General features: G+C 73.6%; 18 protein-coding genes and 1 pseudogene. 8 read left to right on the top strand and 11 right to left on the bottom strand.

The features are described from left to right. Positions 1 to 2: 2 nt before the first annotated feature. The 3 genes from ACFYZF_RS15890 to ACFYZF_RS15880 are packed head-to-tail and all read right to left on the bottom strand — an operon-like array spanning position 3 to position 2,864. On the bottom strand, positions 3 to 854 hold the full coding sequence (locus tag ACFYZF_RS15890; protein ID WP_387020731.1) for a menaquinone biosynthetic enzyme MqnA/MqnD family protein: 852 nt from the start codon (positions 852 to 854) through the stop codon (positions 3 to 5). A 33-nt stretch (positions 855 to 887) separates the two neighbouring features. Further along, a complete protein-coding gene (locus tag ACFYZF_RS15885) occupies positions 888 to 2,222 on the bottom strand; it encodes an MFS transporter (protein WP_387020728.1) in 1,335 nt (444 codons plus the stop codon). A gap of 60 nt (positions 2,223 to 2,282) precedes the next feature. Then, positions 2,283 to 2,864 carry an ArsR/SmtB family transcription factor gene (locus tag ACFYZF_RS15880; protein WP_387020726.1) on the bottom strand — a complete coding sequence of 194 codons (582 nt, stop codon included), beginning with the start codon at positions 2,862 to 2,864 and terminating at the stop codon, positions 2,283 to 2,285. Positions 2,865 to 3,071: 207 nt separating this feature from the next. On the opposite strand from ACFYZF_RS15880, the gene ACFYZF_RS15875 reads away from it, so the two are divergent. The 5 genes from ACFYZF_RS15875 to ACFYZF_RS15855 all read left to right on the top strand — a co-directional run bounded on the left by ACFYZF_RS15875 (position 3,072) and on the right by ACFYZF_RS15855 (position 9,098). Continuing rightward, positions 3,072 to 5,084, top strand: a complete 2,013-nt coding sequence (locus ACFYZF_RS15875) for a HelD family protein (RefSeq protein ID WP_387020723.1) — start codon at positions 3,072 to 3,074, stop codon at positions 5,082 to 5,084. A gap of 229 nt (positions 5,085 to 5,313) precedes the next feature. After that, positions 5,314 to 6,396: a serine hydrolase domain-containing protein gene (locus ACFYZF_RS15870; RefSeq protein WP_387021540.1), complete on the top strand. Its 1,083-nt coding sequence runs from the start codon at positions 5,314 to 5,316 to the stop codon at positions 6,394 to 6,396. 104 nt (positions 6,397 to 6,500) lie between these two features. Then, on the top strand, positions 6,501 to 7,442 hold the full coding sequence (locus ACFYZF_RS15865; protein ID WP_387020720.1) for an ABC transporter ATP-binding protein: 942 nt from the start codon (positions 6,501 to 6,503) through the stop codon (positions 7,440 to 7,442). 16 nt (positions 7,443 to 7,458) lie between these two features. After that, positions 7,459 to 8,196 (top strand): ABC transporter permease, encoded by a 738-nt coding sequence (locus tag ACFYZF_RS15860; RefSeq protein WP_387020717.1) that lies wholly within the window; start codon positions 7,459 to 7,461, stop codon positions 8,194 to 8,196. 143 nt (positions 8,197 to 8,339) lie between these two features. Further along, positions 8,340 to 9,098 carry a VOC family protein gene (locus tag ACFYZF_RS15855; RefSeq protein ID WP_387020715.1) on the top strand — a complete coding sequence of 253 codons (759 nt, stop codon included), beginning with the start codon at positions 8,340 to 8,342 and terminating at the stop codon, positions 9,096 to 9,098. Positions 9,099 to 9,107: 9 nt separating this feature from the next. Here ACFYZF_RS15855 and ACFYZF_RS15850 read toward each other — a convergent pair whose 3' ends face one another. Next, entirely contained in the window at positions 9,108 to 9,689 is a 582-nt protein-coding gene (locus ACFYZF_RS15850) for a TetR/AcrR family transcriptional regulator (RefSeq protein WP_387020712.1), read from the bottom strand. Between the two features lie 97 nt (positions 9,690 to 9,786). Between ACFYZF_RS15850 and ACFYZF_RS15845 the strand changes: the two genes are divergently transcribed. After that, positions 9,787 to 10,716 (top strand): alpha/beta hydrolase family protein, encoded by a 930-nt coding sequence (locus ACFYZF_RS15845; protein ID WP_387020710.1) that lies wholly within the window; start codon positions 9,787 to 9,789, stop codon positions 10,714 to 10,716. Positions 10,717 to 10,795: 79 nt separating this feature from the next. Here the strand turns inward: ACFYZF_RS15845 and ACFYZF_RS15840 are convergent, their stop codons facing one another. The 4 genes and pseudogenes from ACFYZF_RS15840 to ACFYZF_RS15825 all read right to left on the bottom strand — a co-directional run. Continuing rightward, on the bottom strand, positions 10,796 to 11,626 hold the full coding sequence (locus ACFYZF_RS15840; protein ID WP_387020707.1) for an ABC transporter ATP-binding protein: 831 nt from the start codon (positions 11,624 to 11,626) through the stop codon (positions 10,796 to 10,798). Beyond that, a complete protein-coding gene (locus ACFYZF_RS15835; RefSeq protein WP_387020705.1) occupies positions 11,623 to 12,699 on the bottom strand; it encodes a FecCD family ABC transporter permease in 1,077 nt (358 codons plus the stop codon). Before ACFYZF_RS15835 ends, ACFYZF_RS15840 begins: the two co-directional genes overlap by 4 nt. 34 nt (positions 12,700 to 12,733) lie before the next feature. Next, entirely contained in the window at positions 12,734 to 13,672 is a 939-nt protein-coding gene (locus tag ACFYZF_RS15830) for an ABC transporter substrate-binding protein (protein ID WP_387020702.1), read from the bottom strand. A 402-nt stretch (positions 13,673 to 14,074) separates the two neighbouring features. Beyond that, positions 14,075 to 15,391: pseudogene (locus ACFYZF_RS15825) on the bottom strand (M14 family metallopeptidase); the annotation flags it as partial. A gap of 219 nt (positions 15,392 to 15,610) precedes the next feature. Here ACFYZF_RS15825 and ACFYZF_RS15820 point away from each other — a divergent pair. After that, complete coding sequence (locus tag ACFYZF_RS15820; RefSeq protein WP_387020699.1) at positions 15,611 to 16,951, top strand: peptidase C39 family protein; 1,341 nt, start codon at positions 15,611 to 15,613, stop codon at positions 16,949 to 16,951. 155 nt (positions 16,952 to 17,106) lie between these two features. On the opposite strand, the gene ACFYZF_RS15815 is transcribed toward ACFYZF_RS15820, so the two are convergent. The 3 genes from ACFYZF_RS15815 to mqnE all read right to left on the bottom strand — a co-directional run bounded on the left by ACFYZF_RS15815 (position 17,107) and on the right by mqnE (position 19,087). Continuing rightward, positions 17,107 to 17,388, bottom strand: a complete 282-nt coding sequence (locus tag ACFYZF_RS15815; protein ID WP_387020696.1) for a DUF4229 domain-containing protein — start codon at positions 17,386 to 17,388, stop codon at positions 17,107 to 17,109. Between the two features lie 72 nt (positions 17,389 to 17,460). Continuing rightward, positions 17,461 to 17,895, bottom strand: a complete 435-nt coding sequence (locus tag ACFYZF_RS15810; protein ID WP_387020694.1) for a hypothetical protein — start codon at positions 17,893 to 17,895, stop codon at positions 17,461 to 17,463. A 22-nt stretch (positions 17,896 to 17,917) separates the two neighbouring features. Beyond that, entirely contained in the window at positions 17,918 to 19,087 is a 1,170-nt protein-coding gene (gene mqnE / locus ACFYZF_RS15805; RefSeq protein ID WP_387020691.1) for an aminofutalosine synthase MqnE, read from the bottom strand. A gap of 239 nt (positions 19,088 to 19,326) precedes the next feature. Between mqnE and ACFYZF_RS15800 the strand changes: the two genes are divergently transcribed. Continuing rightward, entirely contained in the window at positions 19,327 to 20,856 is a 1,530-nt protein-coding gene (locus ACFYZF_RS15800; protein ID WP_387020688.1) for a C40 family peptidase, read from the top strand. Positions 20,857 to 21,130: the final 274 nt, after the last annotated feature.

Raw genomic sequence — 21,130 nt, 5'->3', positions numbered from 1 at the left:
CGTCAGCCGGCGAAGAACTCCGGGCCGCCCTCAGGCAGGGGCGGGGCCTCGCCGATCTCGGCCGCCCGGCGGGCGAACTCCCGCAGCCCGGCCACCTGCCGCTCGCCGAGTGAGAAGTCCAGCGCCCGGAAGTACGTCGCCAGGGTGTCCGCGTCGAACGGCTCCCACCGGGCGGCGGCCTCGGCGACCTGGTCCAGCTCCGCCAGGCAGAGGTCACGCGAGCGCAGGAACGCCTCGTGCACCTCCTTCACCAGGCCGGGGTGGGCGGCGGCGAAGTCCCGGCGTACCGCCCAGACGGCGAAGACCATCGGCAGCCCGGTCCACTCCCGCCAGGCCTGGCCGAGGTCGGTGACCTCCAGGCCACGCCGGGGCGCCTCGTAGAGCGCCCGCAGCGCCACGTCGCCGATCAGCACCCCGGCGTCCGCCTCCAGCAACATCTGGGTCAGGTCGGGCGGGCAGCGGAAGTACTCGGGGTTCACCCCGTACCGCTCGCCGAGCAGCAGCCGGGCCAGCAGCACGCCCGTGCGGGAGGTCGAGCCGAGGGCCACCCGACCGCCGTCCAGCTCAGCCAGCGGCCGGGTCGACACCACGTTGACCGAGAGCACCGGGCCGTCGCTGCCCACCGCGAGGCCGGGCAGCAGCAGCAGCTCGTCGGCGTGGCGCAGGTACTCGACGTGCGAGATCGGCCCGATGTCCAGGTCTCCGGCGACGAGCGCGGCGCTGAGCCGGTCCGGCGAGTCCTTGTGCAGGTCGACGTCGATCAGGGCACCGGAGCGCATCAGACCCCAGTAGATCGGCAGGCAGTTCAGGAACTGGATGTGTCCGACGCGGGGGCGGGCGATGCGGTCAGCCATGCTGCGACCGTATCCCCGCGGCCCGTCCGGGGCTCAGCGGGCGGCTCTCGAAGTGGCCAATTCCGCATCCGGTCCCGGGACCGCCCCGCCCCGCCGGGCGGCGGCGACACGCTCCGCGCGAGCCGCCCGGGCGACCGGGACGGCGAACGCACCGACCGCCAGCGTCCCCGCGAGGCCGCACACCGCCACCAGCGGCCGGGGCTCGGCCAGCTCCAGCAGCAGGCCGCCCGCCGCGAACCCGACCATCGAGGCGCCCTGGGTGGCCGCACCGAACACGGCGTACGCCCGGCCCAGCGCCACCTGTGGCACCCGACGCGCCAGCAGCACGTGGTTCAGGACGTTGTCCCCGCCGTTGGCCATCCCGCCGAGCAGCCAGACCGGGACCAGCAGCCACGCGGACGGCACCGCGGCGGAGACCAGCACCGCGACGCAGCAGCCGCCGAGCAGGAGCAGGCCCGTGCCGAGCAGCCGGCCGTCGTCGGTGATCCGGCGGGCCAGCGGGGCGAGTGCCCAGGCACCCAGCACGACGCCGAGCGTCCAGGACCCGGTGACCAGTCCGTAGACCGTGGTGGAGCTGCCCAGGGTCTCCCGGATGAAGAACACCTCGATCACGTTGATCGCCCCCACCGCGCCGATCACCCCGGCGATCGAGGCCACCATCGCGACGAGCAGCCGGTCCCGGCGCAGCCGCCAGCCCCGCCCGTCCCCTGCGATCGGTCCGGCCCCGCCCGTCGCCGGGCCCGCACCGCGAGTCGGCGGCCCGGCCCCGGTCGTCGCCGGGGCCGCAGCCCGGGCACCGCCCCGGCGCGTCCGGATCAGCAGGCCGGCGGCGACCAGGACGAGGTAGCTGGCCGCGTCCACGAGCAGCGGCAGGCGGGTACCGAACCCGCCGACCAGCAGACCGGCCAGCGCGGGGCCGGCGAGCGCGCCGAGGGTGCCGGCGGTCTGGTTGAGGGCGCTGGCCCGGGGCAGGTCGGCCGGCCGCACCATGGCCGGCACCAGCGCGGAGAGCACCGGCTGGGTGACCGCGAGGCCGGCCGCGAGCAGCGCCACCAGGCCGATCACCAGGGCCGGGTGCCGCGCGTACGCCAGGGCCAGACAGATCGCGGCCTGGGCCAGGCCGGCCCCGACCAGCAGGGTGCGGGAGTCCACCCGGTCGGCGAGCCGCCCGGTCAGCGGGGCGAGCGCGACCAGCGGCAGGGTCGCCGCGATCAGTAGCCCCGACACGGCCGTCCCACCGGCCCCGGCGGACTGTAGGGCCAGGGTGAGAGCGCTCGCCGCGAGAAAGTCCCCGCAGCTGGAGACGCCACGGGCGACGGTGGCGAGCCAGACGTCGGACCAGCGCGACCGGTCAGATGCGAAAGACATACTTCGAAAATAATCCTTCACACTTGCCGCTGGCAATCCCTACCGCCCGCCGTGCCCCGCTCAGTCGATGGGCACCGACCGCCACTGCACCGCGACGGTGCGCGCCCCGGCCGGCGGATCCCGCCGAAGCCGGCGGCGGTACGGCGCCAGCAGGCCCTGGACCGCCTCGTTGAGCGCGTCCAGTTCCTCGGCGGTGAGCAGCAGCACGCTGTCGCTGAACGAGCCGGCGGCGTACCACTCCCCGGACTCCTCGGGCGCCCGGCGGAGCCAGTCCCGGGTCCGCTGCGTGTCCCGCGCGATGTGCGCCTCCACGAGGGCCAGCACGGCGGCCCGCGCCTCGGAGTCGGCCGCCTGGCCCGCCTCCACGTAGTAGGACGGGCTGAACGCCCGCCACACCCGCTCCCGGGCGTCCCCCCGGCTCGGCGCCTGCTCGACCAGGCCGAACTTCGCCAACGCGCGCAGGTGGTAGCTGGTCGCGCTCGGCGAGAGCCCGACCAGCTCCGCGCACTCGGTGGCGGTGGCCCCACCCGGAAGCGAGGCGAGATGTTCCATGATCGCGAGCCGGGCCGGGTGCGCCAACGCCCGCATCACCTGCGGATCGCTGATCGTCACCCGCTGCCGCTCGGGCCGTGCCTCGGTCATGGCCCCATGATCCCCGGCACCGGGGCGGCCCGGCCAACCGATGGCTCGTCCCGGTAAACCGCCTGCCGGGGCAGCCGGACGGGGCGTAGACTGTTCGCCCCCGCCGACGGCCGCGGTGTCGAACACCGCAGCGGACGTCCCCGCGCCGGCCTTTGCGCCGGAAACGCAAGCGGCAGCGTTTGTCCCCCGCGCCGAGGAGTACGTCGGATGACCCTGCACGCCCCCGTTTCACTCGACACCGAACTGGCCGCCGAACGGGCCCACCTGGACGCGTCCCGCGCCGCGCTGGCCCGCATGCGCGGACGGACCGAGGCCCTCTTCGCCACCGGCCACAACGTCGCCGGCGACGCGTACACGGCCGAGACGCTGGGGCGCACCCTGTCCCGCCGCGTCGCCGAACTGGCCGACCAGCCCGACACCCCGCTGTTCTTCGGCCGGCTCACGTTCGGCGACGAGGAACACCACATCGGCCGTCGCCACGTCACCGACGACCTCGGCGAACCCATGGTGCTGGACTGGCGGGCGCCGGTGTCCCGGGCGTTCTACCGGGCCAGCGCACGCGACCCGCAGGGCGTCACCGTGCGTCGCCGCTTCGGCTTCGACCGGGGCGCGCTGACCAGCTTCGAGGACGAGCGGCTGGACCGGGGCGAGGAGCTGGGCACGGCCAGCCGCATCCTCACCGCCGAGATCGAACGCCCCCGAGTCGGGCCGATGCGGGACATCGTCGCCACCATCCAGCCGGAGCAGGACGAACTGGTCCGCGCCGACCTGGCCGACTCGATCTGCGTGCAGGGGGCACCGGGCACCGGGAAGACGGCGGTCGGCCTGCACCGGGCGGCGTACCTGCTCTACCTGCACCGGGAACGGCTGCGTCGCTCCGGGGTGCTGATCGTGGGGCCGAACCGGGCGTTCCTGTCGTACATCGCGGCGGTGCTGCCGGCGCTCGGCGAGGTCGAGGTCGAGCAGGCGACCGTGGAGGACCTGATCGCCCGGGTGCCGGTGCGGGCGGTCGAGGAGCCGGCGGTGGCGACCCTCAAGCACGATCCCCGGATGGCCGAGGTGCTGCGTCGGGCCGTCGAGTCGCGGATCGCCGCGCCGACCGAGCCGATCATGGTCTCCGACGGGTCGTTCCGCTGGCGGATCGGCCTCGACCCGCTGCACCGGCTGGTCGAGGAGACCCGCCGGGAGGGGCTGCCGTACGCCACCGGGCGGGAGCGGGTCCGGGCCCGGGTGGTCAGCCTGCTGCAACGCCAGTCCGAGGCCCGCCGGGCGGAGTCGCCGGGCGACGCCTGGCTGCGCCGGATGGGCAAGTGCCGGCCGGTCACCGACTTCCTGGACACGGCCTGGCCGGCACTCACCCCGGAAGGGCTGGTGCACTCCCTCCTCGCCGACCCGGCGGCGCTCGCGAGGGCCGCCGACGGGGTGCTCACCGACGCCGAGCAGGCGCTGCTGACCTGGGCGAAGCCGGCCCGCACCCCGAAGGCTACGAAGTGGACGGCCGCCGACGCGGTGCTCGTCGACGAGGCCGCCGGGCTTTTGGAGCGCCCCGCCGGCTTCGGGCACGTGGTGGTCGACGAGGCGCAGGACCTGTCCCCCATGCAGTGCCGGGCCCTCGCCCGGCGCAGCGAGCACGGGTCGATCACCCTGCTCGGCGACCTGGCCCAGGGCACCGCCCCGTGGGCCGCCCGCGACTGGCGGGAGTCCCTGGCCCACCTGGGCAAGCCGGACGCGGTGGTGGTGCCGCTGAGCGTCGGCTTCCGGGTTCCCGCCGCCGTGGTGGCGTTCGCCAACCGGCTGCTGCCGGCGCTGGAGGTGGACGTGCCCCCGGCGGAGTCGCTGCGCCGCGACGGCGCGCTGGACGTGCGTACGGTGGACGACCTGCCTGCGGCGACGGTGGCCGAGGTGCGGGCGGCGCTGACGCACGACGGCTCGGTCGGCGTGATCGCCGCCGACGACGCGGTGGCCGGGCTGCGCGCGGCGCTCGCCGACGCGGGGATCGACACCGCGACCGCCGACGACGTGGAGACCGCGGCGCGGGTCACCGTCGTCCCCGCGACCCTGGTCAAGGGCCTGGAGTACGACCACGTGGTGGTCGTCGAGCCGGCCGCGATCGTGGCCGCCGAGCCGCGCGGCCTGCACCGGCTGTACGTGGTGCTCACCCGGGCGGTCTCCCGGCTCGCGGTGCTGCACACGGCCCCCCTCCCCGCCCCGCTGGGGTGAAAGGAAGGGCGAAGCGCACGGGTGGCGTCCGTCAGCGAGGATCGGTGATTGGATCGTCCACACGGGAGGCGACATGCACCTGTCACGCCGCACTTTCCTGGCCGGGGCCGGCATCACGCTGGCGACCGCGCCCCTGCTGACCGGCGCGCCGGCGCACGCCGCCCCGCCGTCGGGGCGGCTGCCGGAGGACGCGCTCACCACCGGCCTGGCGGCGATCACCGACGCCGGCATGGTGGGGACGTTCGCCGAGGTGCGCGACGGTCGGGACCGCTGGCGGGGCGCCAGCGGGGTGGCCGACGTCCGCACCGGACGACCGGTGCTGCCCGGCTTCCGGCACCGGGTCGGCAGCATCACCAAGACGTTCGTCGCCACCACGCTGCTGCAACTGGCCGGCGAGGGCCGGGTGGCGTTGGACGCACCGGTCGGCCGGTACCTGCCGGAGTACGCCATCCCCGGGGTCACCGTCGGGACGCTGCTCAACCACACCAGCGGGATCGGCGACTACGACACCGTGCTGTTCAGCACCGGTGAGGACGTCGAGCGGCACCGGTACACCACGTTCCGGCCGCAGCAGCTCGTCCGACTCGGGCTCGGCGAGCCGCGGACCGGCGCGCCCGGGGAGGCGTTCGCCTACTCGAACACCAACTACATCCTCGCGGGGCTGATCATCGAGCGGGTCACCCGCCGGTCCGCGACCGACGAGGTCCACCGGCGGGTCATCCGGCCGCTGGGGCTGAACGACACGTACTTCCCCGGCCGGCGGGTCCGGATCGCCGGGCCGCACAGCGCGGCGTACCTGCCCTGGTACGACGGCCAACTCCGCGACTTCAGCCTGGCCAACATGTCCTGGGCCTGGACGGCCGGCGCACTGGTCTCCACGGCGGCCGACCTGAACCGATTCTTCCGCGCGCTGCTCGGCGGCCGGCTGCTCCGACCCGCCGAGCTGGCCCGGATGCGGACCACCGTGCCGCTACGCCCCGACCTGCCGGAGGCCGGCGGGTACGGCCTCGGCCTGCTCTGGCTGGCCCTGCCGGGCGGCCGGTTCTGGGGGCACGACGGCCTGGTCTTCGGGCACAGCACCGTCTCGCTGCACGCCGCCGACGGGTCGCGGCAGGTCACCCTGGGCACGAACGTCACCCACTACCAGGTGCCCGGCCAGCCCGACCCGATCGGGGCCGCCACCGGCGCGTTCCTGGTCACGGCGCTCACCGGTGCCAATACCGGCGCGGCGCGTACGGCGGCCGCTGTCCGGATGCCCGCCGTGGCCCCGCCGCCCGGCGGGCCGGCGCTGGTCCGCCCCCTGCCGCGCTGACGACGCCGGGCCCGCTGCGCCGGGCCCGGCCGGGTCCGGTGGCACGCGGGCGGTACACCATAGGGCGGCGGCAACTGCCCGCCGGCCAACTCGAAGGAGCCGTCATGATCCTTGCCCGCGCCGACCAGGCCACCCGCCGGTACGGCGACGTGCTCGCCCTCGACCGGGTCAGCCTCGACGTGCACGCGGGCGAGTTGGTCGGACTGCTCGGCCCAAACGGCGCCGGCAAGAGCACCCTGCTGAACCTGCTGGTCGGGCTGCGGCGGCCCACCGCCGGCCGGGTCGAGCTGTTCGGCGGCGACCCACGCGACCCCGCCCACCGCCGGCAGATCGGGGTCACCCCGCAGGAGACCGGCCTGCCCGGCACGCTGCGGGTCGGCGAGGTGGTCGACTTCGTGGCCGCCCACTTTCCGGACCCGGTCCCTCGGGGCGAGCTGCTGGACAGGTTCGGCCTCACCGACCAGGTCCGGCGGCAGACCGGCGGGCTCTCCGGCGGTCAGCGCCGCCGGCTGGCCGTGGCACTCGCCTTCGTCGGTCGCCCCCGGCTGGTGGTCCTCGACGAGCCGACCACCGGGCTGGACGTCGAGGCCCGGCACAGCCTCTGGGAGGCGATTCGCAGCTTCCACGCCGACGGCGGCACCGTGCTGCTGAGCAGCCACTACCTGGAGGAGGTGGAGGCGTTGGCGCACCGGGTGGTGGTGATCGGGCAGGGCAGGGTGCTGGCCGACGACACCACCGAGGCGGTCCGCGGGGTGGTCGGCGTACGCCGGGTCAGCCTGGTCGCGGCCGACCTGCCGGCGCTGCCCGGGGTGGTCCGGGTCGAGCGCGTCGAGGACCGCACCCACCTGCTCACCACCGACGCCGACCGGCTGGTGCGGGCGCTGGTGGCCAGCGGCGCGCCGTTCCGCGACCTGGAGGTGCGCCCGACCTCGCTGGAGGAGGCGTTCCTCGCGATCACCGCGCCGGGCAGGCACGACGCCGTCCCCGGCGGGACGGGCGCCCCACCGACCGACGCCGACCACGCCGGCCAGCCCGCCACCGCCTGAGGAGACACCGGTTCCCGTGAGACTCGCCCTCGTGCACGCCCGCTACCAACTCCTGGAGACGATCCGCATCCCGGTGGCGGTCTTCGGCAGCGCCTTCTTCCCCGCCGTGTCGATGCTCTTCTTCGTGGTCCCGTTCGCCGGGGACGACCCGACCGGAGCCACCTACGCCACCGCTGCCATGGTCACCTTCGCGGTGATGAGCGCCAACATCTTCCAGTACGGCGTCGGCGTGGCCGAGGACCGCGCCCAGCCCTGGAACCCGTACACCCGCACGTTGCCGGCCGGGCCGGCGCCGCGCTTCGCCGGCCGGATTCTCGCCGGGCTGGCGCTGACCCTCCTGTCCCTGCTGCCGGTGGTGGTGATCGCGGCGCTGCTCACCGACGCCCGGATCAGCCCCGGGGCGTTCGGCCTCGCCGTCGCGGCAGTCGCGCTGATCTCGGTGCCGTTCACCCTGCTGGGCCTGGCCATCGGGTACGCGCTGCCGAGCAAGGCGGCGATCGTGGTGGCCCAGGTCGTCTTCTTCCCGCTGGCGTTCGGCGGCGGGCTGCTCTCCGCCCCGGGCAGCGCGCCCTCGTTCGTCGAGACGATCGCGCCGTACCTGCCGACCCGGGGCGCGGTCGAGCTGATGTGGGCGGCGGTCGGCCCCTGGCGTCCCGCGCCGCTCTCGGTGGCCATGCTCGGCGTCTGGATCGTGGTGCTGGCGGCGCTGGCCGGGTGGGCGTACCGACGCGACGAGGGACGCCGCTTCCACTGACCCGCCCCGACGGCACCACGCACAGGCCGGGCAGTCGACGCCGCTGGGGGCAGTTCGTCCCAATCCCGCCCGCCCGGCCCAGCTGCGGTGCCAGGATGCGGGCAGGGCGTCCGCCGGGGCCGCCCCCTGCGAGAGGGGCCAGCGTGAGCACCGTCCCGCCGGGCACGCCGTGCTGGGCCGACCTGGCCACCCCGGACCTGGCGGGCGCGCGACGCTTCTACCCGGAGCTGTTCGGCTGGACCGGTCGGATCGCCCCGCAGCCGGAGGCGGCCGGCTACACCACCTTCCTCAAGGACGGCCGGTCGGTGGCGGGCGCCGGGCCACCGGCCGCCCCGGACCAGGTGCCGATCTGGTCGACTTATGTGGCGACCGACGACGCGGACCTGGTCACCACCCGGGTGGAGGCGGCCGGCGGGCAGGTGCTGGTCACCCCGTTCGACGTGTTCGACCAGGGGCGGATGGCGGTCTTCGCCGACCCGGCCGGCGCGGTGTTCAGCGTCTGGCAGCCGATGGCCCATTCCGGGGCGGAGCTGTTCAACGCCCCGGGGGCGATGAGCTGGAATGAGCTGGTCACCCCGGACCCGGAGGGCGCGAAGGTCTTCTACGAGCTGGTCTTCGGCTGGCATCCGGAGGAGCAGCCGACGGAGCCGGTCACGTACACCGGGTGGCGGCTGGGCGGGCGGATCGTGGCCGGGATGATCCCGCCGCTGGGCGACGGCTTTCCGGCCGATCTGCCGGCGTACTGGACCGTCTACTTCGCCGTGGCGGACGCCGACGCCACCGCCGCCCGGGCCGCCGAGCTGGGCGGCACGATCCTGGTCCCGCCCCGCGACATCCCCCAGGGTCGGCTCGCCGCCCTCCGCGACCCGCAGGGCGCCCTCTTCTCCGTCATCGCCCGCTGAGCTGCGCCGCTACTGCGGACGCAGCCCCGCGACGAGGATGTCGACCAGCCGGCGCGGGTCGTAGCGCGGGTCGTGGCCCGCGCCGATGCAGAGGTTGCCGACGCCGCGCATCAGCTCGTAGGCCGCCACGTCGGGGCGGACTTCGCCTGCTGCGGCCGCAGCGTCGAGCAGCCGGGCGCAGACGGGCACGAGGCGGTCGAGGAAGTAGGCGTGCAGGGCCTCGAAGGCCGCGTCGTCGGAGCGCAGCGCCTCAGCGAGGCCGTGCTTGGTGACGAGGAATTCGACGAAGAGATCGATCCAGCGGGCCAGTGCGACGCACGGGGTGTCGCAGCCGGCCAGCAGGGTCGGGCCGGCCTCGGCGCAGGCCTCGACCTGGTGCCGGTAGACGGCGACGACGAGATCCGCCCGCGTCGGGAAGTGGCGGTAGATCGTGCCGACGCCGACGCCGGCGCGGGCGGCGATGTCGCGTACCGGCGCGTTGACGCCGCAGGCGAGGAAGGCCGCGGCGGCCGCGTCGAGCAGGGCCTGCTCGTTGCGCCGGGCGTCGGCCCGCCTCCGCGCGCCTGACACCCCCGATTCGTCGACGGCCACGGCGTCACACCCCCTTGTTAAACGGAACACGGTTCCGTATCGTCTAGACGGAACGCTGTTCCGCTTCTTCATGATGTCACCCCAAGGGAGAAAAATCATGCCTCACTCAGACCCGAGGGCCAGCGCGCCCGTTCCGGTCGTCTCGGTCGCTCCGGTGGCGCTGCCAGCACCGGGCCGCGGCGAGGACCTTCAGGTACGAGTCTCGGCGCCCGTGACCGGTCACGAACTGCCTGTCGTCGTCTTCTCGCACGGCTTCGGCTGGTCGATGAACGGCTACGCCCCGCTGGTCGACTTCTGGGCGGCCCACGGGTTCGTGGTAGTGCAGCCCACCCACCTCGACTCCCGGACGCTCGACGTCACCCCCGACGACCCCCGTCACCCCGAGATCTGGCGTTTCCGCGTCGCGGACCTCCGGCGCGTCCTCGACGAGTTCGATCGCGTCGAGGACGCCGTGCCCGGCCTCCGGGGGCGCGTCGACCGCAGCCGCGTCGCCGCCGCCGGACACTCCTGGGGCGGCCAGACCGTGAGCATGCTGCTGGGCGCACGCGTCCTCGGCGCCGACGGCACGCCCGGCGAGGACATGTCCGACCCCCGGGTCGGCGCGGGGGTGCTGCTGGCCACGCCCGGCACGGGCGGCACCGACCTGAGCCCGTTCGCGGCCGAGCACCTCCCCTTCATGAACCCGAGCTTCGCGCAGATGACCACGCCGGCCCTCGTGGTCGCCGGGGACCGGGACCAGTCCGCCCTGACCGTCCGGGGGCCGGACTGGTTCGCCGACCCGTACCACCTCAGCCCCGGCCCCAAGAGCCTGCTCACCCTGTACGGGGCGGAGCACTCCCTCGGCGGGATTCCCGGCTGGGCGGTCGCGGAGACGACCGACGAGAGCCCCGACCGTGTCGCCCTGCTTCAGCGGCTCACCTTGGCCTACCTGCGCAGCGCGCTGCAACCGGGGGACGGCAACTGGGCTGCGGCGAACGCCGAGCTGACGACGAGCACCCACCCCCTGGGCCGCGTCGAGTCCCGCTGACGCGCCGAGTCCCCGTGCCGCGCCGGGGCGCGGGCCGGGCCGCACGGTTGGGAAGGGGCCCTTCCCATACCCGAAAGCGTTAACAGGGTGCCCTTCCTTTCACCCGGGGGCGGACGGGGACCACGAGGGGGCCGTGCTCTCCGGGTAGGACGCGGACCGAGGCACGGTAGTGCCGGGCCAACAGCTCCTCGGTGAGCACATCGCGGGGCGGCCCGGCCGCGGCCACCCGGCCGGCGGCCAGCAGGACCATCCGGTCGGCGTACTCGCCGGCCAGGGAGAGGTCGTGCATGGTGGCGAGGACGGTGAGGCCGTGCTCGCGGCGGAGCTGGTCGACCAGCTCCAGCACCTCCTGCTGGTGGCCGATGTCCAGGGCGCTGGTCGGCTCGTCGAGCAGCAGCAGGGTGGCCCCCTGAGCGAGCGCCCGGGCCAGGAAGACCCGCTGCCGCTCCCCGCCGGAGAGGGTGGCCAGCTCCCGGTGCGCGAAGCCACCGAGGTCGAGGCGGTCCAGCACGTCCCGCACGGCGGCCAGGTCGGCGGCGGACTCCCGGCCCAGCGACGGGATGTACGGGGTCCGGCCGAGCAGCACGTAGTCGAAGACCGGCATGCCGGCCGGGACGACCGGGGACTGGGCTACGGTGGCCACCACCCGGGCCCGGTCGCGGCGGCGCAGCGCCTCGCTCGGCGTACCGAACAGGGAGATGGCGCCTGGCGCGGGCAGCAGGCCGCCGACGGCGCGCAGCAGGGTCGACTTGCCGGCGCCGTTCGGGCCGATCACGGTGACCCACCCGCCCGGCTCGACCCGCAGGTCGACGCCGCGCAGGACCGGCGTGCCGTCCAGGGACACGTGCAGGTCCCGCACCTCGACGGCGGGTGCGCCGGGCGGCCCGCCGGCGGGGGCCGGGGTGCTCACGTGAGCACCCGGCGGGAGCTGCGCAGGACCAGCACGAAGAACGGGCCGCCGAGCAGCGCGGTGACCACGCCGATCGGGATCTCGGCGGGGGCGGCGGCGGTCCGGGCGACCACGTCGGTCAGCGCCAGGAACGCCCCGCCGAAGAGCAGGGACAGCGGCAGGACGACCCGGTAGCTGGACCCGGCGAGCATCCGCACGGTGTGCGGGACGATGATCCCGACGAAGCCGATCAGCCCGGACGCGGAGACCGCTGCGGCGGTGCCGAGCGAGGCGGCGGCGATCAGCAGGTACCGGGAGCGCTGCGGGTGCAGGCCGAGGCCCCTGGCCTCGTCGTCGCCGACGGACAGCACGTCCAGCTCGCGGCGGTGCAGCAGCACCACGACGGTGGTGAGCAGGAAGTACGGCAGGACCAGCCGGACGTCGTGCCAGCCGGCGGTGGCCAGCCGGCCGAGTAGCCACGAGTAGACCTGCTGGATGGTGTCGGAGTTGCGCTGGAGCAGGTACGTCTGCCCGGCGGAGAGGAACGCGGACACGGCCACCCCGGCCAGGATCAGCGTCGCCGTCGAGCGTCCCCGCCCGCCGGCCGCCCCGAGCAGGTAGGTCATGGCGACCGCGCCGAGCGAGCCGACGAACGCGGCCAGCGGGATGGTGACCGGCAGCCCGGTCAGCGCGCCGCCCGCCCCGGCGCCGAGGGCGATCACGGCGGTGACCGCGAGCCCGGCCCCGGCCGCCACCCCGAGCAGGTACGGGTCGGCCAGTGGGTTGCGGAAGACACCCTGGTAGCAGCCGCCGGCCAGGGCGAGCAGACCGCCGACCAGCAGCCCGAGCACCACCCGGGGCAGCCGCAGCTCGGTGACGATGGCGATCTCGCGCTCGGTCAGGCCGCTGTCCAGGCGCACCCCGGGCAGCAGGTTGAGCAGCTCGGCCGCGACGCTGCCGGGGGGCAGGCTGACCGGGCCGAGGGAAACCCCGGCGACGAGCGCCACCAGCACGGCCACCACCCCTGCGGCCAGCCAGCCGGGCCGCAGCCCGGCCGGCCGGCTCACGGGGGTGGGGGTCGGTGCCTTCCGCACGGCGGTGGGCCCGGTCAACGCCCGCCGCCGAGGGTCACGCCGGCACCTTGGCCACGGCGTCGACGACGGACCGGAGCAGGTCGACGACCCGCGGGCCCCAACGCGAGGCGATGTCGTCGTCGAGCGCGACGACCTGGTTGTTCTTGACGGCGGTGACGCCGGCCCAGCCGCTGCGCGCCTTGACGGTCTCGGGGCTCTGCTTGCAGCACTTGGTGTCGGCCAGGAAGACGAAGTCGGGGTTCGCCTTGACGATGACCTCCTGGGAGAGCTGCGGGTAGCCGCCGTTGCGGCCGTCGGCGTCCGACGGGTCGGCGATGTTCTCCAGGCCGGCGAGGGCGTAGATCGAGCCGATGAAGGTCTTGCTGGTCGCGCTGTACAGCTCCGGGCCCAGCTCGTGGTAGTAGGTCAGCTTCGTCGACCGCTGCGGCAGGTCCTTGGTCAGCTTGGCGATGTCGTCCTTCATCCGCCGGACCACGTCGGCCGCCTCGGTGGGATGGCCGGTGAGCGTGCCGAGGTCGGTGAGCTGCCGGTAGGTGTCCTCCAGCGTGACGGCCGCCGGGGTGAGCAGCACCGGGATCTTCAGCGTGGTGAGCTGCTCGACGATCTTGTTCATGTTGTCGGAGAGCACCACCAGGTCGGGGGCCTTGCCGGCGATCGCCTCGGCGTTCGGCTGGAAGCTGGACAGGTCGCTCTTCGGCGCCTCCGGCGGGTGGTTCGACTGGTCGTCGACGGCGGTGACCTGCCCGCCGGCGCCGACGGCGAAGAGCATCTCGGTCGAGGTCGGCGAGAGCGAGACGATCTTCTCCGGACGTTTCTCCAGCGTCAGCTTGCCGACGGTGGCCGGGAACGCGGCGGTCGCCGGGCTGCCGCCGGAAGCGGGGGTGTCGTCGGAGCTCTTCTCGGCGCAGGCGCCGAGCGCGAGCGCGGCCACCGCGAGGGTCGCGGCGAAGATCCGGGGGGTACGTCGGAACACAGATCCTCCTGTCGGTCGAGGAGCGTGGTGCTTCGCCGACAGGAGCCGTGGTGCGGATGCCCGTCCGCGAGGCGCCCTTCCTCGAAGGCGCGTATCGCGACCGCGCCGCAGGCGACCTGGCTCGCCACACACGGCGGCGCCGGCCGACCGGCCGACGCCTGGAAAGGAGCCGGCCGTCGTGGCCGGCCCCACGCCCGCCCCGGAAGGGACGGAACGCCACGGGTGGGGCATCACAGTTGCGGGACAGCGCCGGATTCACACCGGTTTCGCTGCGGAATGGTCGGTGCCACGGTAGCGCACGCTCCGCGCGCACCTGGCTGAGCTAGGGGCTATCTCCCTGCGCGCACGCCCCGTCACGGGGGTGGGGCCCGGCCCGGACCCCACCCCGCAGGACGATCAGGCGCAGTACTGCGCCTGCTTGTTGATCACCCGATACGGGCAGTCGGCGTACTCGGAGAGCAGCAGCACCGCCTCCTTGTTCCGCGAGGTCTGGGCGGGGATGACCTCGTCGGGCGGGTAGAAGCCGCCGCCGATGCCGGACGAGCCGGGGTACATCTCGAAGGTGTACGCCCAGATGCCGTGCGTCGCCCACATCCAGTCGAGGCTGTCGCCGTCGGTGATGTAGAGGTCGCTCGACTGCTCCGGGGTGTAGCCGTTGGTGGCCGCCATCCGCTGGCCGAGGGTCGCGAAGGTGCTGTACTGGTCGGCGGTCATCCCGGTGGTGGTGTTCGCCGTGGTGTAGCCGAACGGCCAGAGCACGAGCTGCGAGTACGTGTGCCAGTCGATGTTGGCCTTGATCTGCTGCACTCCGCCGACGACCCGGCTGTTGACGAAGTCGCGCAGCGCCCGCGTCTCCGGGGCGGAGAAGGCCGACGGGCCGCGGTAGGTCAACGACGAGGCGGAGCCGGACGAGCCGCCGCAGCAGCCCCACTTGTAGCCCCAGTTCCGGTTCAGGTCGGTGCCGACCGCCGTCGAGCCGCTGTTGGGCTGCCGGTTCTTGCGCCAGGACCGGTACGACCCGGTGGCGATGTCGTACTCGCTGCCGTCGGGGTTGACGGTGGGGACGATCCAGATCTCCCGGGAGTTGACGATGCTGGTGACCCGGGAGTCGCTGCCGTAGCTGTCGGTGAACAGGTTGAGCAGGTAGATCGCCATCTCGACGGTCAGGTGCTCGCGGGCGTGCTGCTGGGAGTTGAACAGGATCTCCGGCTCGGCCTCGTCGGTGGCGACGTTGTCGGAGATCTTCACCGCCATCAGGTCCCGGCCCTCGTGCGACTGGCCGATGCTGGTCTTGCGCGCGATGGTCGGGTGGTCGGCGACCACCTTGTTGACCGCGGCGGTCAGCTCGGCGTAGTCGTGGTAGTTCGAGTCGGCGGACGGGAAGCCCAGGGTGCCGATCTCCCCTGCGGGGGCGGCCGGGACCACCTCCTTCTCGAGCCGGAAGCCGAGCTGCCGGATCGCCGCCGCCTCGTCCGTGGTGGCCGAGACGTGCAGGACGCCGTGCTCGCTGGAGTCGATGGCGGCACCGGTGCGGGCCACCGCGTTGCGGTCGGCCAGGGTGCGCGGGCCGAGCACCCGGTACTCGGCGGCGGCCGGCTCGGCGGTGCTCTCCGGGGCCGGTCGTGCGGAGACGGGGCCGGTAGCGACGGTGAGGGCCAGGCCGGCGGCGGTGGCGAGCACCAGCGCGCGACGCAGGCGGGCGGGAGTACGGAAGGCCATGGACAACCTCCTCAGGGCACGGGGTGATCCCGTTCTGTGTCGCACACTTCACCACCTGTCACATGGTCATATCAATATGTTTCGCTTCTTTCTCCATCCCGACCTGATCCTCACATCGGCAACGGTTTTCCATCCTTCAGCATCTGGCGAAACTTCCCTCCAAGCGGGATAGTGACCGGCAAGCATGCCCCCCGACCCGCCTCACTTCGCGGAGATCCCATGGTCAGCAGAGCCCTGCGCGCGGTCGCCCTTGCCGGCGTCGCCGCGCTCGCCCTCGGCGGCGCGGCCGTCCCCGCCCCCGCCAGCGCCCATCCCCCCACTGTCGCCCACGACGAGGAGATCACCTTCCAGGAGTGGTCCCGCTACCCCGACTGGCGCTCCGGCGACCACCGGGGCACCCGAGCCGTCCCCGGTCACCGCACCGGGATCACCATCGGCCGACCCGCCGGCACCACCGAGTTCACCGACGAGCACAGCGGCACCACCGCCACCTGGGAGTACGCCACCTGGACCTCGCCGCGCACCAGGATCGGCTTCGACGCCACCGAACTGGTCGCCTCGTGGAACGCCGAGACCCCGGCCGGCACCTGGATCCAGGTCGAACTCCAGGGCACGTACAACACCGGCGCCCAGACCCCGTGGTACGTCATGAGCCGCTGGGCCTCCGGCGACCAGGACATCAAACGGGCCACCCTGGACGGCCAGGGCGACCCGTGGTCGAGCGTGTGGACCGACACGTTCTCCATCGACGACGCCGAGGCCGGGGTCCTGCTGCGGTCGTACCAGCTGCGGGTCGGCCTCTACCGCAAGCCCGGCCAGGCGGCGTCGCCCCAGGTCCGGATGCTCGGCGCGATGAGCTCCAACGTCCCGGACCGGTTCACCGTCACCCCGAGCCGGGGCGGGATCGCCTGGGGTACCGAGCTGGCCGTCCCGGCCCGCTCCCAGATGATCCACCGGGGCAACTACCCCGAGTGGGGCGGCGGCGGCCAGGTCTGGTGCAGCCCGACGTCGACCACGATGGTGCTGGAGTACTACGGCAAGCTGCCGTCGGCGCAGGACCTGTCCTGGATCACCCCCGGCTACGTAGACCCGCAGGTGGCCCACGCAGCCCGGATGACCTGGGACTACGAGTACGAGGGCGCGGGCAACTGGCCGTTCAACACCGCGTACGCGGGTAGCTTCTCCGGCATCGACGCCCGGGTGACCCGGCTGCACTCCCTCGACGAGGTGGAGCGGTTCATCAAGGCCGGCATCCCGGTGATCACCTCGCAGTCCTTCCTCGACACCGAGCTGGACGGGTCGAACTACGGCACCGCCGGCCACCTCTTCGTGGTCGTCGGCTTCACCGCCGACGGCGACGTGATCGTCAACGACCCGGCGTCGTCGACGAACGCGGAGGTGCGCAACGTGTACAAGCGGGAGCAGTTCGAGCAGATCTGGCAGCGCACCAAGCGCTACCGGGCCAACGGCACGGTGGCCAGCGGCTCCGGCGGCATCGCGTACCTGGTCAAGCCGGCGAACCGGCCCTGGCCGGTAGTCCCGGGCTCGACCAACTGGTAGGAAAACGGCACCGGGCCCGGCCGTCCCCAGGGACGGCCGGGCCCGGCTCGCGTTCAGGCCCGGCTCGCGTTCAGGCCCGGCTCGCGTTCAGGCCCGGCTCGCGTTCAGGCCTGGCTCGCGTTCAGGCCCGGCTCGCGTTCAGGCCCGGCTCGCGTTCAGGGGCGCTGGTCGCCGGGGCCGCCCTCGGCGGGCTGGTCGTCGCCGGCCAGCGCGGAGCGCAGTCGCTCCTTCTCGGCCCGACGCCGCTCGGCGGCCTCCGCCATCTCCCCGGCCATCTCGTCCCGCCAGCCCCTGAGCAGGAAGAACGAGAGCGTGGCGGAGAATGCCAGCGCCAGCATCAGCTGCAGGAAGATGTTCATCCCGACCGGCCAGAGCGCCACGAAGACCACCACGAACAGCCCGATCCGGCCCAGCGTGTACTTGACCGCCGCGCTCACGTTCGCACTCCGTTCTCCGCCGGCTCGCCGGCGGGAGGATTCAGCCGCCGGCTCACCCGGGCGGGAGGTTGTTCAGCCCGTCCGCCGGGCCAGCCAGTGGACGCCAGGAAACCACACCACCGCGTACACCACGGTGAACGCCGTGGCCGCGAGCCCGCCGGACACCAGGGGCGGCAGCCCGTCGGTCAGGCCGGCCACCAGCAGGCCGCCGACCACGGCGAGCGCGGCCGCCGCCAGCGCGGCCACCACCCGGGCAGCGCCGAACTCCCAGGCCCGGAAGTCCTCCCAGTACAGCCAGGCGGGCAGGATGATCGCCAACCAGCCGTTGGACCGGCCGAAGTCGCCCGCGCCGACCGTGGCGAAGCCCCAGTCGAGCAGCAGCAGAGCGAGCAGGCCGATCACCATGCCGGCGAGGCTCACCCCGAGCAGGTCGCCGAGCGCGACGACGCGCCCCTGGGCATCGCGCCGGGGAAACCCGCCCTGGTCCGGCTGACTCGACTCGCTCATGGCATCCGAGGGTACGGGCCGGTCAGGCCCAGACCTGCTGCGGCTCGGACCGGCGCTCGGCCAGCGACGGGGCGGCGTCGTACTCGCGGACGACCTCGTAGCGGGTGTTGCGCTCGACCGGACGGAAGCCGGCGTCCCAGATCAGGTGCAGCAGGTCGTCCCGGTGCATCGTGTTCGGGGTGCCGTACGAGTCGGCGTCGTGGGTGATCTTGTATTCCACGACCGAGCCGTCCAAGTCGTCCACGCCGAAGTTGAGCGAGAGCTGGGCCACCGAGAGACCGTGCATCACCCAGAAGTTCTTCACGTGCGGGATGTTGTCGAACAGCAGCCGGGAGACCGCGAAGGTCTTCAGCGACTCGGCCGGGGAGGCCATCGTCGTGCGGGCCTGGATCCGGTTGCGGATCTTGCCGTCCGCCGAGTCCACGAAGTCGTGCTGGTAGCGCAGCGGGATGAAGACCGCGAAGCCGCCGGTCTCGTCCTGGAGCTCGCGCAGCCGCAGCACGTGGTCGACCCGGTGCCGGGGCTCCTCGATGTGGCCGTAGAGCATCGTCGCCGGGGTCTTCATGCCCTTCGAGTGGGCCAGCGCGTGGATCCGCGACCAGTCCTCCCAGTGGCAGGCGTGGTCGACGATGTGCTGCCGGACCTCCCAGTCGAAGATCTCCGCGCCGCCGCCGGTCAGCGACTCCAGGCCGGCGTCCATCAGCTCGTCGAGGATCTCGTCGGCACTCAGGCCGCTGATCTTCTCGAACCACTGCACCTCGGTCGCGGTGAAGCACTTGAGCTTGACGTTCGGCAGCGCCGCCTTCAGCTCGCGCAGCACCTTCGGGTAGTAACGCCAGGGCAGCGTCGGGTGCAGGCCGTTGACGATGTGCAGCTCGGTGAGCTGCTCGTCCTCCATCTCCTTGGCCTTGCGGACCGCCTCGTCGATGCGCATCGTGTACGCGTCCTTCTCGCCGGGCTTGCGCTGGAAGGAGCAGTACGCGCATGACGCCGAGCAGACGTTGGTGAGGTTGAGGTGCCGGTTGACGTTGAACATCACCCGGTCGCCGTTCAGCTCGGTGCGCCGGTGGTGGGCCAACCGGCCCAGCCAGGTCAGGTCGTCGCTGTCGTAGAGGGCGATCCCGTCCTCGCGGGTCAGCCGCTCCCCCGCGTACACCTTCGCTTCGAGCTCACGCTTGAGTCCGGCGTCCATCGAAAGCCACGTCCCTTCCACCTGCGGTCCGGTCGAGCCTACGTCGGGTCTCCGACGGGATGTCTGCCCGGTCGGGCACAGCGACGTACTTCACCGAACTCACAGCCGGTCGTTACCCGTTACCGCATCGACATCTTTGCTCCGGTGCGGTAAGACAGGGTGGGGCGCGCCACAGCCAGGGCGCGCCACCGTCGCCGCGCCGACCGCGCGCGGTCCACGCACGCCGGACGGGGAGCGGAATGGTGCAGAGCCAGCAGAGCCGACGACGGCAACGACGGAGGCCCCCGCTGTTCTCTCCGGTGCTCCGACCGACGCTCTGGTCCGCCCTGCTCAGCGTGGTCGTCACGGCCGCGCTCGCCACCCCCGCTTACGCCGAGCCGCCGCTGCCCAACGTCGTCCCCGACACCGGGTCCCGCCCGGTCCCCGCCGTCGGGTTCCAGTTGCCCGGCGTGAACGGCTCCGGCGGGTTCCCCGGCACGGGCAGCCCCACCACGCCGTTGGCGCCCCTCGGCAACGGTCCGCTCGCCGCCGTGATCGCCGCCGCCGAGGCCCAGGTGGGACTCCTCGGCGACCAACTGCTCGGGCTGCGCCAGACCCGCACCGAGGCCGAGGCCCAGCTCGCAACCGCCGACCAGGGCCTCAAGACGGCCCGCGACGGCCTGACCAAGGCCCAGGACGGCGCCGACACCGCCGCCGCGGGCGCGTTCAAGGCCGCAGCCGCGTTGCCCCCCGGCGAGTTCGCCCGGGACCTGCACGGCCTCAACATGCTCACGCAGATCACCCGGGGCGAGGAGGCCGACGGCGCCACCACCGCCGCCGCCGGCGAGCTGGCCCGGGCCCGCACCGCCGAACAGCTCGCCTACCAGGCGTGGATGGCCGCCGACACCCGGGTGCGCACCGTCCGGGAGCAGTACGCCGCCGTGGAGAAGTCGCTCCGCGACCAGGAGGCGAATCTGCTCAAGCTGCGCAAGGACAACGCCGCGCAGCTCATCGAGCTGGAGCGTCAGCAGGAGGCGGTCGAGCAGCAGCTCGGCGCGTCGTACGTCCAGGGGCAGAGCACCAACGGCCTCACCGCCAGCCCGGTCGCGCTGGCCGCGGTGCGTTACGCCCTGGCTCAGCTCGGCGACCCGTACGTCTGGTCCGAGGAGGGCCCGGACGCCTTCGACTGCTCCGGCCTGATGTGGGCCGCCTACCGGTCGGCGGGCTACCGCCAGCTCCCCCGGGTCTCCCGCGACCAGTACTACGCGACCCGGGGCCGGGCGGTGAGCCAGGGCGCCCTACTCCCCGGTGACCTGCTCTTCTTCGCCTCCGGCAGTAGCTGGACGACGATCCACCACGTCGGGATGTACATCGGCGGCGGCAAGATGGTCCAGGCCCCGACCACCGGTCAGACGGTGAAGATCTCCACAGTCGGTTGGTCCCGGCTCTACGCCGCGACCCGGGTGGTCGGTGCGGTGCCCGGCACGCCCGCGCCCACGCCCCCCACTCCGAAGCCCCCGAAGCCCACGAAGCCGCCGACCACGCCGAAGCCCACGCTTTCCCCCACGCCGACGAAGTCCCCCGCGCCGACGAAGTCCCCGACGCCCAAGCCGCCGACGCCCAAGCCGACGACCCCGTCCGCGCCACCGTCCAGCTCGTCGCCGAGCCCGTCGCGCTCGCCGTCGCCGAGCCCGTCGGACACCCCGCCGCCGGCGCCGACCACCCAGTCCAGCAGCCTGGCGCCGAGCAACAGCGCCTCGCCGACGGCGTCGACGACCGAGGCCGGCTGAGGCCAACCGTCCACTCCGGCTGTGCGGCCGGGCAGGAATGTGGCACCGTGACACCCAGACACTTCCGGCCCGGCGCCACGGGTGCGGGGGCGAGCGCGGGCACGGAGGACGACCATGGGCGAGCAAGAGGTTCCGCCGGAGACAGTCGGCCCCGGATCCACGCCCGGCCCCGCCGACCGCGCGGCCGGCACGGAGGACGCCCGGGCCCGTACGACATCGGGTGACGACCCGGCGGTGACACCGGGCCGCTCCCTCGACCCGTCCGGGCCGACCG

It is taken from the genome of Micromonospora sp. NPDC001898 (genome assembly GCF_042891255.1).
Lineage (GTDB): Bacteria > Actinomycetota > Actinomycetes > Mycobacteriales > Micromonosporaceae > Micromonospora.
This window is presented reverse-complemented; position numbering and strand designations above follow the sequence as displayed.

What these genes read in the sequence shown, in the direction of transcription:
- ACFYZF_RS15880 (WP_387020726.1), bottom strand. Translation starts at nt 2,864, where the DNA reads ATGACCGAGGCACGGCCCGAGCGGCAGCGGGTGACGATCAGCGATCCG.
- mqnE (WP_387020691.1), bottom strand. Translation starts at nt 19,087, where the DNA reads ATGGACGCCGGACTCAAGCGTGAGCTCGAAGCGAAGGTGTACGCGGGG.
- ACFYZF_RS15845 (WP_387020710.1), top strand. Translation starts at nt 9,787, where the DNA reads ATGCCTCACTCAGACCCGAGGGCCAGCGCGCCCGTTCCGGTCGTCTCG.
- ACFYZF_RS15820 (WP_387020699.1), top strand. Translation starts at nt 15,611, where the DNA reads ATGGTCAGCAGAGCCCTGCGCGCGGTCGCCCTTGCCGGCGTCGCCGCG.
- ACFYZF_RS15890 (WP_387020731.1), bottom strand. Translation starts at nt 854, where the DNA reads ATGGCTGACCGCATCGCCCGCCCCCGCGTCGGACACATCCAGTTCCTG.
- ACFYZF_RS15885 (WP_387020728.1), bottom strand. Translation starts at nt 2,222, where the DNA reads ATGTCTTTCGCATCTGACCGGTCGCGCTGGTCCGACGTCTGGCTCGCC.
- ACFYZF_RS15875 (WP_387020723.1), top strand. Translation starts at nt 3,072, where the DNA reads ATGACCCTGCACGCCCCCGTTTCACTCGACACCGAACTGGCCGCCGAA.
- ACFYZF_RS15865 (WP_387020720.1), top strand. Translation starts at nt 6,501, where the DNA reads ATGATCCTTGCCCGCGCCGACCAGGCCACCCGCCGGTACGGCGACGTG.
- ACFYZF_RS15810 (WP_387020694.1), bottom strand. Translation starts at nt 17,895, where the DNA reads ATGAGCGAGTCGAGTCAGCCGGACCAGGGCGGGTTTCCCCGGCGCGAT.
- ACFYZF_RS15870 (WP_387021540.1), top strand. Translation starts at nt 5,314, where the DNA reads ATGGTGGGGACGTTCGCCGAGGTGCGCGACGGTCGGGACCGCTGGCGG.
- ACFYZF_RS15800 (WP_387020688.1), top strand. Translation starts at nt 19,327, where the DNA reads ATGGTGCAGAGCCAGCAGAGCCGACGACGGCAACGACGGAGGCCCCCG.